13 protein-coding genes, 1 pseudogene and 1 riboswitch are annotated in these 15,714 nt (G+C 42.3%); of the genes and pseudogenes, 12 read left to right on the top strand and 2 right to left on the bottom strand.

Features of this window, described 5'->3' with window-relative positions:
* Window positions 1-6 precede the first annotated feature (6 nt).
* Together MUG84_RS23050 and MUG84_RS23045 are read right to left on the bottom strand one after the other, a co-directional pair.
* Window positions 7-2,291 (bottom strand): annotated as a pseudogene (locus tag MUG84_RS23050) (glycoside hydrolase family 3 protein).
* A 33-nt stretch (window positions 2,292-2,324) separates the two neighbouring features.
* On the bottom strand, window positions 2,325-3,626 hold the full coding sequence (locus MUG84_RS23045; RefSeq protein ID WP_244729404.1) for an MFS transporter: 1,302 nt from the start codon (window positions 3,624-3,626) through the stop codon (window positions 2,325-2,327).
* Window positions 3,627-3,839: 213 nt separating this feature from the next.
* On the opposite strand from MUG84_RS23045, the gene MUG84_RS23040 reads away from it, so the two are divergent.
* From MUG84_RS23040 to MUG84_RS22985, 12 genes are all read left to right on the top strand, one after another.
* Entirely contained in the window at window positions 3,840-5,072 is a 1,233-nt protein-coding gene (locus MUG84_RS23040) for a helix-turn-helix domain-containing protein (RefSeq protein ID WP_244729402.1), read from the top strand.
* Window positions 5,073-5,262: 190 nt separating this feature from the next.
* Entirely contained in the window at window positions 5,263-6,063 is an 801-nt protein-coding gene (locus tag MUG84_RS23035) for an extracellular solute-binding protein (protein WP_244729399.1), read from the top strand.
* A 38-nt stretch (window positions 6,064-6,101) separates the two neighbouring features.
* The gene (locus MUG84_RS23030) at window positions 6,102-6,575 is read left to right on the top strand and encodes a hypothetical protein (RefSeq protein ID WP_244729397.1); all 474 of its coding nucleotides are present in this window, start codon (window positions 6,102-6,104) and stop codon (window positions 6,573-6,575) included.
* 216 nt (window positions 6,576-6,791) lie between these two features.
* Window positions 6,792-7,388, top strand: coding sequence for a TetR/AcrR family transcriptional regulator (locus MUG84_RS23025; RefSeq protein WP_244729395.1), 597 nt, complete (start codon window positions 6,792-6,794; stop codon window positions 7,386-7,388).
* A 62-nt stretch (window positions 7,389-7,450) separates the two neighbouring features.
* Complete coding sequence (locus MUG84_RS23020) at window positions 7,451-8,593, top strand: MFS transporter (RefSeq protein WP_244729393.1); 1,143 nt, start codon at window positions 7,451-7,453, stop codon at window positions 8,591-8,593.
* A 236-nt stretch (window positions 8,594-8,829) separates the two neighbouring features.
* A complete protein-coding gene (locus tag MUG84_RS23015) occupies window positions 8,830-10,239 on the top strand; it encodes a polysaccharide deacetylase family protein (RefSeq protein ID WP_244729391.1) in 1,410 nt (469 codons plus the stop codon).
* A 102-nt stretch (window positions 10,240-10,341) separates the two neighbouring features.
* Window positions 10,342-11,283, top strand: coding sequence for a homoserine kinase (locus tag MUG84_RS23010; protein ID WP_244729389.1), 942 nt, complete (start codon window positions 10,342-10,344; stop codon window positions 11,281-11,283).
* A gap of 12 nt (window positions 11,284-11,295) precedes the next feature.
* The gene (locus MUG84_RS23005; protein ID WP_280521466.1) at window positions 11,296-11,997 is read left to right on the top strand and encodes a response regulator transcription factor; all 702 of its coding nucleotides are present in this window, start codon (window positions 11,296-11,298) and stop codon (window positions 11,995-11,997) included.
* 3 nt (window positions 11,998-12,000) lie between these two features.
* Window positions 12,001-12,936: a sensor histidine kinase gene (locus MUG84_RS23000; protein ID WP_244729387.1), complete on the top strand. Its 936-nt coding sequence runs from the start codon at window positions 12,001-12,003 to the stop codon at window positions 12,934-12,936.
* Between the two features lie 115 nt (window positions 12,937-13,051).
* Window positions 13,052-13,975 carry an ABC transporter ATP-binding protein gene (locus MUG84_RS22995; protein ID WP_244729385.1) on the top strand — a complete coding sequence of 308 codons (924 nt, stop codon included), beginning with the start codon at window positions 13,052-13,054 and terminating at the stop codon, window positions 13,973-13,975.
* Window positions 13,941-14,645 carry an ABC transporter permease gene (locus tag MUG84_RS22990; RefSeq protein WP_244729382.1) on the top strand — a complete coding sequence of 235 codons (705 nt, stop codon included), beginning with the start codon at window positions 13,941-13,943 and terminating at the stop codon, window positions 14,643-14,645. Before MUG84_RS22995 ends, MUG84_RS22990 begins: the two co-directional genes overlap by 35 nt.
* A gap of 142 nt (window positions 14,646-14,787) precedes the next feature.
* A complete protein-coding gene (locus tag MUG84_RS22985) occupies window positions 14,788-15,324 on the top strand; it encodes a GNAT family N-acetyltransferase (RefSeq protein ID WP_244729380.1) in 537 nt (178 codons plus the stop codon).
* 290 nt (window positions 15,325-15,614) lie between these two features.
* Window positions 15,615-15,711, top strand: a riboswitch (cyclic di-GMP riboswitch).
* Window positions 15,712-15,714 lie beyond the last annotated feature (3 nt).

Raw genomic sequence — 15,714 nt, 5'->3', positions numbered from 1 at the left:
TGATTATTAACTGCGTACTTTCCGATATTTTGCCGTGCGGGCATCATCGATGACGCCGCTCCAATTCAATCCGAAGCCGAAATCATACACATGGCCTTCCGTATCGACATAGCATTCCATATCGTGCGGAACATCTTCGAGTTGCTCCTCAACGGTCTTCATGTTCGCCGGCATCTGGAACGGAAGCAAACCGGACGGTTCGAAAGAACCTGTCAGTACTTCCATGATCGCCTCAAGCTTCACGCCAAAGTTCGTGATGATCGCATCGGCCACATCTTCGAATTCTGCTACGATGGTCGGATTCGACTGTATCAAGGACACGATTACTGGCTTGCCATTCATCTTCTCCTTGGTTTCAAGAATTGCTTCCAAATCGTGAGCATTGCGTGTTGTGACGGTTTTGCCTTTATACGTACGATTCAGCACGTCGGTTTCCCTCGGATCGCCTGCTATGCTCCGTTCACGGGCTAGGTCAGCGGTATAAGGACGGTATTGAAGGCTGATCGGCACAAAACCATTCCCACCTTGTTCTGCATCTTTCAGATTGTAGCCGATACCTGAGTTCGGATATTCGATGAACACGAGTCCGAAGTCGGCTTCTTCCGGCGTGTCTATTACATCAAAGTAGTTGGCTACGATGCTCAGATCGACGGGATACTCCAATTTCTCCGGTGTCGGCATGCCAACCCAATTTTCCCCGGCAGGTAAATACCGCTTTGGAATGTAAACTTTCTTGCGTTCCTTGATCGGAAGGACTTGTCCCTTGTTTTTCAGAAGAACGATTGATTTCAGTTGCGCTTCATAGCCTGCGTCTACGAATTCGGTACAACCAACAATTTTTTTACTTTCCTCAGGTAGTAGGTAAGGGTTCTCAAAAAGGCCTGGACGGAAAATGTTCAGCAGAAGCCGCTCCGCCGATTTCTCGAAACGAGCTCGCATATACGTTTCTCCATGCTCTTTTACGCCCATTTGATAGGCTTCTAATACCGGAACCGCATCGTTATTGCCGCCGAATTGGTCAACACCTGCCATAATTAACTTATAGTGTCGTTCTGCAACGGAAAGATGTTCGACTCCCCAAGACTTGCCGCTAAGCACGGTGCCTTTGTGGTGGCTTTCATCGTTCGTAATTCCCCAATCTGTGCAAACAACGCCGTCGTATCCATATTTCTCACGCAGCAAATCAGTAATTAAATAGCGGTTGTAAGAGTTGCCGACGTTTTCTCCATTTACCGTATCCTGATCGTACGAAATAGTGTAATAAGGCATAACGGCAGATGCAATGCCAGTCTTGCCTTCCAACTGGAATGCGCCTTCGACGAACGGTTTCAAATGCTCCTCGAAGTTGTTACCAGGATAAACAGCGTACTTACCGCAACCGAAATGCGCGTCTCTTCCACTTTCACCCGATCCGCCGCCAGGCCAATGCTTCACCATCGCATTTACACTGTCTTGACCCAACCGTTTGTCTGTTCGTTTTCTCCTTCGGATGTCTGGAAGCCGTCCACATATGCTCTAGCCATATCGGTGGATAATTTCGGGTCCTCTCCGAACGTACCGTTAAAACGGTGCCAGCGCGGATCGGTGGCGATATCGATTTGCGGCGACAATGCAGTTGCCATGCCGAGGGCGCGGTATTCCTTCGATGCGATTTCTCCGAATTGACGGGTGATCGTAGGATCGAAAGTTACCGCGAGTCCGAGCGTTTCCGGCCAGAATGACACACGCGAATTCGAGCCTGCACCAGCATTGAATTCGGAACTGCCGTCGAAGCCGTGACGTGGGTCGGAGCTGTTGTTTACCGGAATACCGAAGCCGATCCCCTCTGCGACAGCCTGCAGCCGGTTGTTCCAGCGTGCTGCTGATTCAGCGTTTTCTACCATCATAATCAGGAAATGGCGGAGCTGGGTCTGAATCAGGAATGCAAGCTGCTCGTCCGTTAAGTCCCAGGGCTTGGCGCCGCTCTCTTCATAAGTTTTACCAGCGTACGATCCCCCGAACCACCCGCCACTTCTTGCTGGAATGTTCTGATGGGTACTATATAGCATCAATCCTGCGATTTCTTCGATGGAGAGTCTGGATGCCAAATCCTTGGCACGTTCCTCAGCCGGCAGCCGCCAGTCCTCGTATGGCTTCAAGACACCGTCTTTGCTTGTGTTTCTGAAAAATAAGCCGTCTTTCTCGATGATCTTAACTCCTGATGCGGACGAATACCCCAGCGTCGGTCCAGTTTCATTGCGGACATATTGAATGGCCGGCTCGTAGTTTAAAGCAGTTTCGCGGTTTGACATGGATTAATCCTACCTTTCATTTTTCAAATGTTGTTAGATCCCTTTCGTCTCTAGATCGGCACGCGGATGCTTCTTCTCCGGTCCGAATGGTTCTCCGATTTCGGGCAGCGGTCTGGTTGCCAGGATGCTCGCAAGAAGACAAGCTGCAAGTGCGATGTAGAAGAACGTCCATCCGCCTATGCCAAGCAGAAGGGGGGCAATCGTTGGTACAATCGATTGAGGAAGCGCATTCGCGACATTCATCAGTCCAAAGTCTTTGGCGGAGTCTTCTTTTCGCGGTAATATGCGGGCAACTAACGCAATATCCACCGCAGTGAAGCATCCGGCCCCAAGGCCGATGAAGACAGTAGCGATGATGAATGCCGAGTAATCCTGAATAAATGCGAAAATTAAGGTGCCGATCAGCATGATGAAAGCAGAGCCGTAAAGGAAGGGCTTTTGCTTCTTGGCCTTGTCGGATAAAGTACCTCCGACCAGACTAGTCAAAGCCATTGCGCCGAGCGAAATCATTTGGAGCGTTGCAACTCCCGACGTCGCCCCGGCTTGGGAATAGCCCATGCGGTTCACAAGCATAACCGCTAAATAGACGCTGCCGCTTGACCCCATCATCAACAGAAACTTGGACACGATGGCCCAGGTGAATTCCGGATATTTTCTCGGACTTGGATAGATGGTACTGAGCTTCTTGACGAACGGAATATGGGCCGACTTCACTTTTTCAACCGTGTGTTTCCCATCCTTAATAAAGAATGAACTGATAATCGGTCCGATGATGCCGATGATCGACAGCAGACCCCATTTCGTCATCGATGCTGAGTCTGTCATGAATGTCATCAACATCATTCCGATAACAACCGCAATCGGTGTGACGAGTCCAAGAATACCTGAGATGGTACCTTGTTTCTCAACCGGCACTTGGTCAGGAATGAGTGCGGTATAGGCTGCCATACCGCAATTAAAGAAAAATTGCGCAATTTCCCATGCTGTAGCCACTTGCCAAATTTCTGTCGCTATACCGATCCATAATAAACATGCGCAGCCTATAAGTGGTCCGACGATGATCCAGGTTCGTCTGCGGCCAAAGGCGACATTCGTCCGGTCGCTGATCGCTCCCCCGATCGGATTTCCGATCAACGCGAAAAATGCTCCGATACCTGCCACGAAACCAATGGTGGACGTGTAGTTCTTTGGACTGATTTCGATCATTTTGAAGCTCAATAGCAGCATTGCCGGCGTTATGAGCGCGATCATCATGCACGCGTAACCGAATATAATGCCGAAAGTCAATCTTTTGAACGGTGTTACCACGGGTCCGGAGTTTATTTTACCGTCCATATTCTAGCCCCCCAGTTAATGAGTAAACGTTTTCATATTCTTCAATAGCCAATATCTGTTCGAGCTTCACCTCCTTTGAAAGATGATCATCACAAATACGACTATAACGTATGCCGAGCAGCTTTTATGGTATAATCAAAGCATAACTGGTATGAATTTAATGTGTAACAGATTGGCAAAATAGGTAGAAGAGAAGAGAGGCGAGGCGTTTTCATGGAACGAACGATCGGAGATGACACATATTGGTTATGTAGGTTGCTTCATGATAATCTTCAGCTTCCCGTCCGACTGCTGAGAAACGATCACACAGTCGAAGCGGTATTTGACTCGGAACAAGCGAGGCATCCGCTCGATCCGGATAGCATGACGGTACTAGCAGGCATCTTCGCCGACGATTCGCTATGCGATAAACCTTGCTACAGCAAATGGAACGGGTTCGATCAATACGTTTGGCTTCGCTTCGGTGAATCGTGCGGTCGAATCGGTGCGATTGTGATTGGACCGGCCACGAGCTCGATTGTAACGGACAAGATGCTTGAAGGTTTCCTATACGATAACTCCATATCGGGGATCCACCTCGATTCATTGCGGGAATACTATCGGCAATTGCCCGTACGTTACCAGAAATCGATGCTTCACGCTGGAACGCTGCTGTACTATTTGGTTTACCGCCAACCGATTGATGTGACAGAGGTCATTGATTGCAGTGTTCCGTTTCACAGGCTTATTGGGATGAACGAAGTGTTAGAACGGAGTCTGACCGACAGGCGGTTGAACTTGAACTTCCATCATCATTTGAATGCAGTGAGGATGCTGATGCAATGCGTAAAGGAAGGACGCAAAGAGGAGATCGTCCGGTATTACGACCTCATTCCGAGGGAGAATGCGGGTGTCTTGTCCCGCAGAAGCCAGATCCGCAATGAGAAAAATTTGGCCATCTGCGTCGTTACGCACGCCATGCAGGCCGCGATCGACGGTGGCTTGTACCGTGAGGTGGCCTTCACCGCCAGCGACCTCTGGATTCAGCACATCGAGGATCTTCATTACGTGGAAGAGGTCGCAAAAGCCATCCAAGAGGTGTTGTTTGATTTCGCGGAACGTGTCAGCCGCCAGCGTGTTTCCCGCTGTTCCAAGCCGGTCGCCGTCTGCCAGAACTATATTTTTAACCGTATCTATGAGCCAATCAAGCTGACCGAGCTTGCGGAAGAAGCCGGCGTTCACCCAGCGTACTTGTCAAAGCTGTTCAAGCAAGAAACGGGCATGACCGTCTCCGAATATATCCATCGGCAGAAAGTGGAAGAGGCCAAGAAAATGTTAGATTTGACCAACGAATCTCCGCTTGAGGTAGCTAGTCTGCTCAATTTCCATGACCAGAGTCATTTTACAAAAGTGTTCAAGAAATATGCTGGCATTACGCCGAAGCAATACAAGGATCGTGCCGTTTAATTTTTTCTGATGGGAGGAAATGATACGATATACGTATAAAAAATCCGCAGCCTTGTTGGTTGCGGATTTTTGTTTCAACGGGTGTATGAAACTTTATAACTATTTTGCAATTATAATCAAACCGCTTACAGCCATCCTTCGTTTCCTCTAATAGTACCGATAAAAATCATGTGTGAATGGAGGAAGAATTATGAAGAAGATTATGCTCCTACCAGCTCTACTTCTCTTTGTCATTACGTCTGCTGGAGTATCAGCCTATGCAAAGGACAGTAAGCCGGCGCCCCAGGCGACACCAATTTCCAGCCAAAATGATCATGTCATCCGGGTGTATGGACCGGGCGGACCACTTGGACCGATCAAGGAAGCTGCTGAACATTTTTCAGCTGAAACGGGAATCAAGGTGGAAGTAACAGCCGGGCCAGAGGGCAATTGGATCGACAAGGCAAAGCAAGATGCAGATATTATTTTCGGTGGCTCCGAGTATAATCTGCAGGACTTCACCTTTAACCACCCCGAAATGATCGACACGAAATCACGAACAGAGCTTTACTCGCGTGCTGCAGGAATATTGGTGAGAAAAGGAAATCCAAAGAAGATTGAAAGCCTGGAGGATTTAACGAAAAATGGAGTAAAAATTATTGATGTGAATGGGGCTGGTCAGCTTGGCCTGTGGGAAGACCTAGCAGGTAGAAAAGGGCTGATCGAAGGCATTTCCCGAAATATTAGTGTTTCTGTTAAGACGAGTGCCGAAGCCATTGAACTATGGAAATCGAATTCCAGCCTGGACGCCTGGATTACCTATGAATCGTGGCATTACCGGCTTAAGGATGTGACTGACCTGGTCCAACTGCCTGAGGAAGAAAAGCTCTATCGTGGAACGCCGATCGCCTTGACGAAAATCACCGATCAGAAAAAAGAGGCACAGCAATTTATTGATTATTTAAAAACGGAAGAATCTCACCAAATCTTTCAAAAATGGGGCTGGAAGTAAGGACGAGTTTTAAATCTAAGAAGACTGGGGGAACATGCATGAAAAAAGGAATTTTTACCCTCGTAATACTTTCGATTATTTTAGTTTTGGCTGCTTGCGGAAAAAGCGCTGAGGAAAAAACCGGGGCGGATCAATCCGCTCAAGCCCAAACGGAACAAGCCCCGGCTGACAGCCTCCAGCTTTTGAAGAACGAGAAAGTTGGAGACTACCTGGCGGATCCACAAGGAAAGGCTCTGTACTACTTTAAAAAGGACGAAGCAGGTAAAAGCAATTGCAGCGGAGAATGCTTGGCAAACTGGCCGGCATTTACCCAGGATAATTTCGCCGTTCCGGACGGTTTTGATAAAAAGGACTTCGATACGATCACAAGAGAAGACAACGGGGAGAAGCAGGTTACGTACAAAGGATTTCCTCTCTATTATTTTGCTAAAGACCAGCAAAAAGGGGATGTAAACGGGCAAGGAGTAAAAGATGTATGGTTTGTTGTAAACAGCGAAACAGAATTTAAATAACCTGCAGCAACCAACTATAATGTCATTGAAATGGCTTCGCCCTTTGTATCAGGGGGCGAGGCCATTAGTCGTTTTTGGAAAAAAATTGTCCTGTCAGTTAGCAACGGATCCACATAGTTCTTACGCCGTCCCCGATAATCCTAAGCACTTTGTTGACCGCTCGGTACAAAAAGTGTATTCTATTCATGATATCTTTAAAATGAGAGGGAGATAAGATTGAATAATCGCGGCAGACCCCGAGAGTTTGATTATTCCTCAATTGTAGATGTTGCAATGAAAACATTTTGGATCAGAGGATATGAGGGGTGTTCTACACAAGATCTATGCAGTGATACAGGACTTGGGAAAGGAAGTTTATACAATACTTTTGGTAGTAAATATGAACTGTATAAACAAGTATTAGAACGCTACCATGAAATGGGGATTAGGGAACAAAAGAAATTGCTAGATGCTCCAATTCCAGTTAAAGAACGATTAAGTCATTTTTTGGGATGGGCATTGAAGGAAGACTTTGAGAATATGGATCAAAAAGGATGTTTATTGATCAATGCCAGCGTGGAACGGGCTAATCATGATTCAATGGTTCAAGAAATTTTCTCAAGGCATGTTGAGCTTCTTAAACGAGCTATTGAAAAAGTGATGGAGGAAGGATTGCAAACTGGTGAAATTTCAAAGAATCAATCAGCTGAGGAATTAGCCAGTCTATTTTTAAGCAGTTATTACGGATTCCGTGTTCTTAATGTATCGATGCAAAATCGGATATTGGCTGAACAGGTTATCAAAGGAACAATGGAGTGTATCTTTGGCGCTTAGTGCGCTCTTTTTTCTCACTATTTTTGTACCAATCGTTACAATAATGAATAAGGAGTATTTTTATGCCATCGATTATTTATTTGCTAGCTTTAGCCATCTTTTGTATGACTACATCAGAATTTATGGTTGCAGGTATGATGAACGAACTTGCTCTTGCATTTCAGGTTTCTGTATCATCTATTGGGTATTTAATTACAGCTTATGCAGGAGCAATGGTGATAGGAGGACCCATTTTAACTGCAATTCTCCTACGAATACGAAGTAAACAAGCATTATTGTTTTTAATGTTTGTATTTTTAATGGGTCAATCGCTCGGAGCTATTGCTTGGAACTATGATATGATGATGATTTCACGTATTATAACGGGTATCGCTTCAGCTTCAGCTTTTGGAGTTGCGATCTCCTTTTCTGCAACATTGGTTCACCCTGATTCAAGGGGAAAAGCTGCATCCATTGTACTTGCAGGATTAATGGTCGCAACGGTATTAGGTTTACCTATAACAACCGTTATTTCGCAATATTTTGGCTGGCGTATTAGTTTTGGGGCTGTTTCTGTTCTTGTACTGGTATCAGGGTTTATGATTCAATGGTTGCTACCATCATCATCAAATAAAGAGCAACTGAATTGGAAAGACGAGCTTATGCATTTTAAGAACAGACATCTTTGGGCAGCGTACGTAACAAGTATGTTCATTATTGGTGGTACGTTTGCAGCATTTAGTTATTTCACTCCGATCTTTACAAACGTCACAGGCTTTTCAAGTGCGAGTATTCCATATTTACTTGCTCTCTATGGTAGTGCGACGGTCGTTGGGAATATAGTGATTGGCAAGTTTGCTGATAAATATACAATGAAAATACTGATGAGTGGATTGATAATATTAATAGTAGCATTGTCTTTATTTGCTTTAGGAGCGGAAAATAAATACATTGCAGTTATTTCTACTATTTTTATTGGCTTAACTGGTGTAGCCATGAATCCGGCTATGGTTGCCAGAGTAATGAAAACAACTCGTAATGGAACGATGATAAATACCGTTCATAGTTCTTTTATTACGCTTGGCATTGTTATTGGATCGTCACTAGGTGGTCTAGGAATCAGTAAAGGATATGGCTTTGTATCTCCACTGTGGATTGGGGTTTGTCTAGCAACTCTGGGGTTAATTTCATTATTCCCATATGTACATAAGGGAAAGACAGATTAATCTTATATTCTAAAAATATATAGCTATTTTGATGTGTATGGGGAACATCCGATATGGACTGTTCCGAAAGTCGATGATTCCTTAACGTAGGAAAAATCGGCTTTTTTCGTTTTGATAAGGTGGAAGAGATTACGTTTCTTTAAACTATTCTATGTTTATGATGTGTTACAATGAGAACTCATTTAATTGGATAGAAATTTCTCATACAAGGAAATAAGGCAGCAGGAGAGTGGAACATGAACATGAGAAAAGTAACCTATGGTATTTTATTAATACTGGGCATTTTTGTAGTAGGATATCTAGTCTACTTTATACTACAAGGTCATGACGATTCAGCTAGTGAAGCTATCAATGACAAAAACATCATAGAGGCTTCAAAATATCCAGGCGTAGATTTAGTTACAGAAATAACAGAGACCAAGAAATACAACATTGCCATGCACTATCCGAAATTTAAAGGGGAAAAGGCAAATGCGGAAATAGAAGGATATGTATCGTCTATCAAAGAGGATTTCCTGGCGAAGGTCGATGAGAATAAGAAATATATAAAAGACTATGTGCCTGAGCTATCTTTATCTATGGAAATCTATCCCGTAATGGAGAATGTGTATTCCATTGTATTCTCTGAGGAAAATTATGTCGTAGGTGCCAACGCACAGCAAAAAGGAAAGGTTTATTTAGTAGATACGAAAAAGGGAGATTTTATTCAACCAACAGAAATTTTCAAGGATACGAAACAAAATCGGGAACAGTTATATGTACTTTTAAATCAGGCATTCAAGGAGTCGAAAGAATACAGCCCTTTACTATTGGAAGGCGAGTTAGAGAATTGGGCACAAGATCCGGACAATCATTTTAAAGGCATGTATTTAAAGGGTAAGTCAGCTGTTTTTCAATTTGATAAATATGAGGTCACTGCCGGAGCGGCCGGTATGCCCAAAATTTCGATTCCGCTGGATCAGATGCAAAATCTCCTAACCGATGAATGGAAAGAGAAACTACAGATTAAAAATGATAAAAAAGAGACTCCAAAAAATTCAGATGATAAGAACATAGCCAAAGGTGAAAAAACGGATATAGATAAACATTCTTCTAAGGGCGTAAAACGAGTGGCTCTTACTTTTGACGATGGACCGCATCCTAAAAACACGTTAAAGATTCTTGAATTACTGAAAAAGTATGATGCCAAAGCGACCTTCTTTATGCTCGGAAACAGGGTTGATTTCTATCCGGATGTGGTTAAAAAGATCGCAGATCAAGGACATGAGCTAGGTAACCACACTTGGGACCATAAGGATCTTACAACCCTAAGTACAGCAGAAGCGATCCAGGAAGTGGAACGAACCAATCAGGCCATAAAAAGCGCCGCTGGAAGAGAACCGACGGTGTTTAGGCCACCCTATGGTGCCAGAAATAAGGCAGTTGAAAATGCCATCAGCATGCCTACAGTCTTGTGGACCATTGATACCTTGGATTGGAAATCGCATAATCCAGATCAAATATTAAAGATCGTTAAAGAAAATGTGAAGGACGGTTCAATCATCCTGATGCATGATATTCATAAAACCACTGTAGAAGCTGTAGAACCCGTTTTAAAATATCTAAAAAAAGAAGGATATGAATGTGTGACGGTTTCTGAATTATAAGTTTCAAACGACAAAGCCGGCGGTATCGGAATATATTTCCGAATGACTGCTCGGCTTTTGTTATAATATATATAGGTTTATATAAGGAGATGTTGCATTCTTATGGCTGTTAAGACAGAGTTCACAAACGAAGAATTTAAACAACTATTCCATAATTATCAGCTTGGGGATTTCATTGAAGCCACACCTATTAAAGAAGGAACCGTTCAAACCAATTACAAGATTCGTACATCAAAAGGAATTTTTATATTCAGATACTATGAAAGTCGCTCTGTAAATTCGGTCTTATTCGAGACAGATGTGCTTCATTACTTGAAAAACAACAATTATCCCAGTCCATACCCATATAGAAATAACAGTGGAAGCTTTGTGGGAGTCTATCATTCCAAACCTTATGTCGTATCTAATTACATTGAAGGTCATCATATGACGCAAGAATTGAATGAACAACAGAAAAGTACACTGATTCAAAAGGCTGCTGAATTACACAAGCTTACGCAAAATTATTCGCCAATGCATAAGGAAAGCCGTTGGAACTATAATGTAGATTTTTGCCTTGAACAAGCGGAGCAGCGCATAAATTCATTAAATGGAAAGAAGAAATTGATGTGGTTAGAGAATGTATTACGTAATCTGGATCTTCCCGAATCCTTACCCATGGGAATTTGCCATTCGGACTTCCACATATCTAATATTCTTTATCAAAATGATGAGTTTGTTGCTTTACTGGACTTTGATGATGCGAATTACACGTATCTTCTTTTTGACCTCGTTGGATTGATGGAATCGTGGGCTTGGACCCATGATAAATATGAAGTCCTCAACTTAACGGAAGCGAAGAAAGTTGTACAAGAATACATGAAATTCAGACCGCTTAGCAGTGTGGAGAAGAAGCATTTATTTGATGTATATAAGCTGAGTATTTGTATTGATTGCCTTTGGTTCTGGGACAGGGGAGACGCCGAAGATTTTTATGAAAAAAGAAAGATTGATTACCTGGATCATTTAGGCCGGGAGAAGTTTTATCACGAGTTATTTCATTGAGTGGGGGGAAGTATGTTGAAAACAATTTTGATTGTTGAGGATGACCAAGAAATAAGTAAATTGTTAAAAAATCATTTGGAACAAGAAAATTTTACGGCGCTCACCGCATTTGATGGGGAGGAGGCTTTGGCTTTTGTCGAGCAAGAGAAGCTCGATTTAATCCTCCTTGATTTAATGCTGCCTAAATTAAATGGGTTGGACTTGTTAAAAAAGATAAGAGAAACAACCCTGATTCCCGTATTGATCCTTTCGGCTAAAGGAAGCGAATTGGATAAAGCCTTAGGTCTTGGGTTTGGAGCAGACGATTATATCAGCAAGCCCTTTTCCATGATTGAGCTAACCGCCAGGGTACATGCTGCGATCCGGAGAGTAACCCAATATATGCCAGCCGCAGAGAATCCATCCACCACATCACAGATCCTTCATTTTAAAGGCCTCTCGCTTGATTTAAGTACCTTTTCCGCACAAGTTAACGGCAAATTCGTACAGCTTACCTCCAAAGAATTTCATATATTAAAGCTGTTTATGACCCATAAAAACCGAGCATTTACGAAGGAGCAAATCTATCATTTCATCTGGGAAGACGACTATTTCGGAAATGAAAATGTCATCAATGTACATATCAGCAGACTTCGGGAAAAAATTGAAGAGGACCCATCCAAACCAAAGTATATTCAAACCATTTGGGGAATCGGATATAAATTGGGGGAGTAGCTTTTGGTACTTGTACTCGGTGTAATTATCATCATTTTAGCTGTCCTGAACCTGTGGCAATTTTTATCCAGAAAAAATACGATTCGAAACCTTAACGAAATAAACGAAATTTTAGCTAATATTATGAAGCAAGGATCAGCGGAAAAAGTATTCCTCATGACTGACCAGCGAACCATTCAGCTTCTCCTTGTTCAAATCAACCGCCTCTTGGATTATAACCAAAAAGTAGCTGCCGATTATACCAGGACCAAAGAAAGCTCCAGGAAAATGCTCTCCAACATGATACACGATTTTAAAACGCCTCTGACCGTTATATTAGTCTATATTGAAAAATTAAAGCTGGATGAAAATCTGACTACAGAACAACGCCTTGAGATCATTGACCGTCTACATCAAAAAATGTTAAGCTTCATCACTTTAATGAATCAGTTTTTTGATCTTGTGAAAATTGAGTCGGATGATTATGCGATTCCGCTCAACAAGATCCTAATTAATGAAGTTTGCCGAAGAAATGTTCTGGAATTTTATGGATTGTTGCAATCTAAGGGCCTGCAGGTGGAGCTAGACATTCCAGAGCAATCCTTGTACATCCTCGGAAATGAAGATGCATTAAATCGAATCCTAAGCAATCTGATCTCGAACTCCATTCGCTATGGAAGTGACGGGGGGGTACTCGGTTTAACGGTTCGTGAAGATGGGGATTGGATTGCTGTTGACGTTTGGGATAAAGGTAAGGGTATAGCCGAGGTGCATCAAGAACGGGTATTTGAAAGGCTGTATACGCTCGATGATGCCAGAAACCCGCAATTTCAAGGAAGCGGCCTTGGTTTAAGTATTACGAAACGGCTGACGGAAGCCATGAAGGGTTCGATCCAGCTGAGAAGCAAACCCGACGATAAAACAGTCTTTACCTGCACTTTTAAACGAATCACGTATTAGTCTATCCAAGGGGAAACGCCCTTTTTGTATTTCTTAAGAAATTTGTAAGGATTGGGAAAGAGATAAGAGATACTTACTGTCTATGATAAAAGTAGATACGAAAGGAGGCCAAATTATGGATTACGTTGTTCGAACAAATAGGCTCGCGAAAAAAGTGAAAGGGCATGAGATCGTTTCGAATATTAATCTTCGGATCAAAAAAGGGGAAATATACGGTTTTCTGGGGCAAAACGGTGCGGGAAAAACGACCATTATGAAAATGCTTACTGGAATCACCTTGCCTTCCAGCGGGGAGATCGAGTTGTTTGGTCAACGGCTGACAGCAAAGTTGAAGAATACTTTAAAACGTGTTGGGAGCATTATTGAATATCCGATCTTTTTTGAACATTTAAAAGCGCTTGAGAATCTGAAGATTCATTGTGAATATTTAGGGTTTTACGATGAGCACGCCATAAAGGAAGCTTTGGATATGGTTCATTTGAAAGGGGTCGAGGATAAGCTCGTAAAGGATTTTTCGCTTGGGATGAAGCAGCGGCTTGGGATTGCCAGAGCGATGATTACAAAGCCTGAGCTCCTTATTCTAGATGAACCCACAAATGGGCTAGATCCTATTGGAATCAAAGATATTCGTGATTTGATCCGCATGCTGAACAAGGAATATGGGATTACCTTTCTGCTTTCAAGTCACATTTTGGGGGAAATGGAACAAATCGTCGACAGAATCGGAGTCATGAATCACGGAAGACTATTGAATGAAGTTACTATGGCGGAAATACGCAAACAGCGAACAGATTACATTGAGCTTGTGACGACGGATGTGCAAAAAACAGTTTATTTGCTTGAAAATGAGCTTCAAATCTCGAATATGAAAATCATCCAAGGGAACACCATTCGGATCTACGATTTATCTATATCCCAAATTGATATTTCAAAAATGTTAGCTCTCCATGATATAGGGATTGAGGAAATACTCAAGCATACGAGCTCACTGGAAGATTATTATTATGAGCAAATTCATGGGGGTGGCAACGTTGTTTAAATTAATGGGATTGGAATGGAGAAAATTAAAGCAAAGCATGATCATGATTGAACTGGCCATTTATTTGCTTGTCATGTTATTTTTGCCAACCTTTTTCGTTAAGACGGTAAATCCAGACTTTGGAAAAAGTTTTGATTCGTTTTTTGTGCTCATGCAATCCATCCAAATGGGATGGGTCCTGTTCGGAGCGTCTTTGATCAATCAAGTTTTCATCGAAGAATATAAAAATAAAACGATCTTTCTATCTTTCACATATCCTCTTAGCCGTCAAAAGCTGTTTTTGGCAAAAGTGCTGTTGATCTCCCTTCTTGTTATTCTTGCCACGATCGTATCCTTCTTATTATCCGGTATAGCAACATATGTCTTAGACGGGATGTTTTCAATTTTTACATGGCAATTGACTTCTTCGGATATCACAACGTATTTGGGTGGTATGATTGTTCGTTCCGTTATTATCACCTTGATCAGTTTCATTCCGCTTTTTACCTTTGGAATTTTGGAAAAAGCTGTAGTTCCAGCAGTTATTTGCTCTATTGCATCTATGCAGCTGCCTAATTTCTCTCCGATGTTCAATATAGATCCTAATCATGTCATTGCTGTACTGTGTATATTGGGAGCACTTAGTCTAACCCTTTCGCTAATGACAGCTGAGCGCGTAGGAGACATTTAGAATTTAGGGTTTTCAATGTTTTGTCGTTAAGCAAATAAAATGTGATGCAAGCCGGACGATTTCCAGGCATTTCACCTGGTGATCGCTCGGCATTACTATACAGTATTTTAGAAGAACAAGTGAAAGCAAAAGGAGTGGGAGAATGTTTCCTATATTAGAAACAGAAAGACTAATCTTGAGAGAACTAATAGAAGATGATGCACAAGGGATATTGAATTGTTTTTCAAATGAGGATGTACTACGTTATTATGGGCAAAATCCATTAACAAATATAGAACAGGTTAAGAATATTATTAAGAATTTTTCAAACAACCACAAGGAAAAACGAGGAATTAAATGGGGGATTGAAATCAAAGAAAGAGAAGGGATTATTGGAACGATTGGATTTCAAGACTGGTCTTCTGAACATAAGAGAGCTGAAATAGCTTATGCATTTTTACCTGATCAATGGGGAAATGGGTATGCTACTGAAGCTGTTCTAAAAGTGATATCATACGGATTTAATGAGCTTGGTTTAACTCGTATTGGAGCCGTTGTTTTTACAGAAAATAAAGCATCTAATGTGTTATTAACCAAATTGGGTTTTGAAAAAGAAGGTGTTCTTAGAAATTATATGTATCAAAATCATGTTCCTTATGATACGAACGTATACTCCTTGCTTCCAACGCATAGCTTATAGTAATCAAATTGAACCAAATTTTATATCTGAATACATGTTTCCACCAAGCCGAACGATTTCCAGGATATTCACCTGATGATCGACCCGGCTTTTTTTCGTTCTTTTCCCCTGTCAACCTTTGTTAACCTTTTGATACTGTCTCTTCAGAACCTTTCATATAGACTTGTTTTGCTTACATAGGTATATAGAACTATATATCATTACTGATATTGTCACTATCTGTAACCCTATGTATAATATTGGGTGTTTAATAGATTATTTGTACTATGTAAAAAGCACTAAACCAAGTATTTGAACAAAGGCAAACCCGTACGAAAGTCGGGGACGCAAAGCCACGGGTCTTCCGTCATGAAAGCCTATTCATGACCAGATAGCCGGGTTACTCAGTAA

The organism is Paenibacillus mangrovi, assembly GCF_022898935.1.
Taxonomy (GTDB): Bacteria; Bacillota; Bacilli; order Paenibacillales; family Paenibacillaceae; genus Paenibacillus_AQ; species Paenibacillus_AQ mangrovi.
Note: the sequence above shows the minus strand (reverse complement) of the source record. Positions and strands in the feature narration are given on the sequence as shown.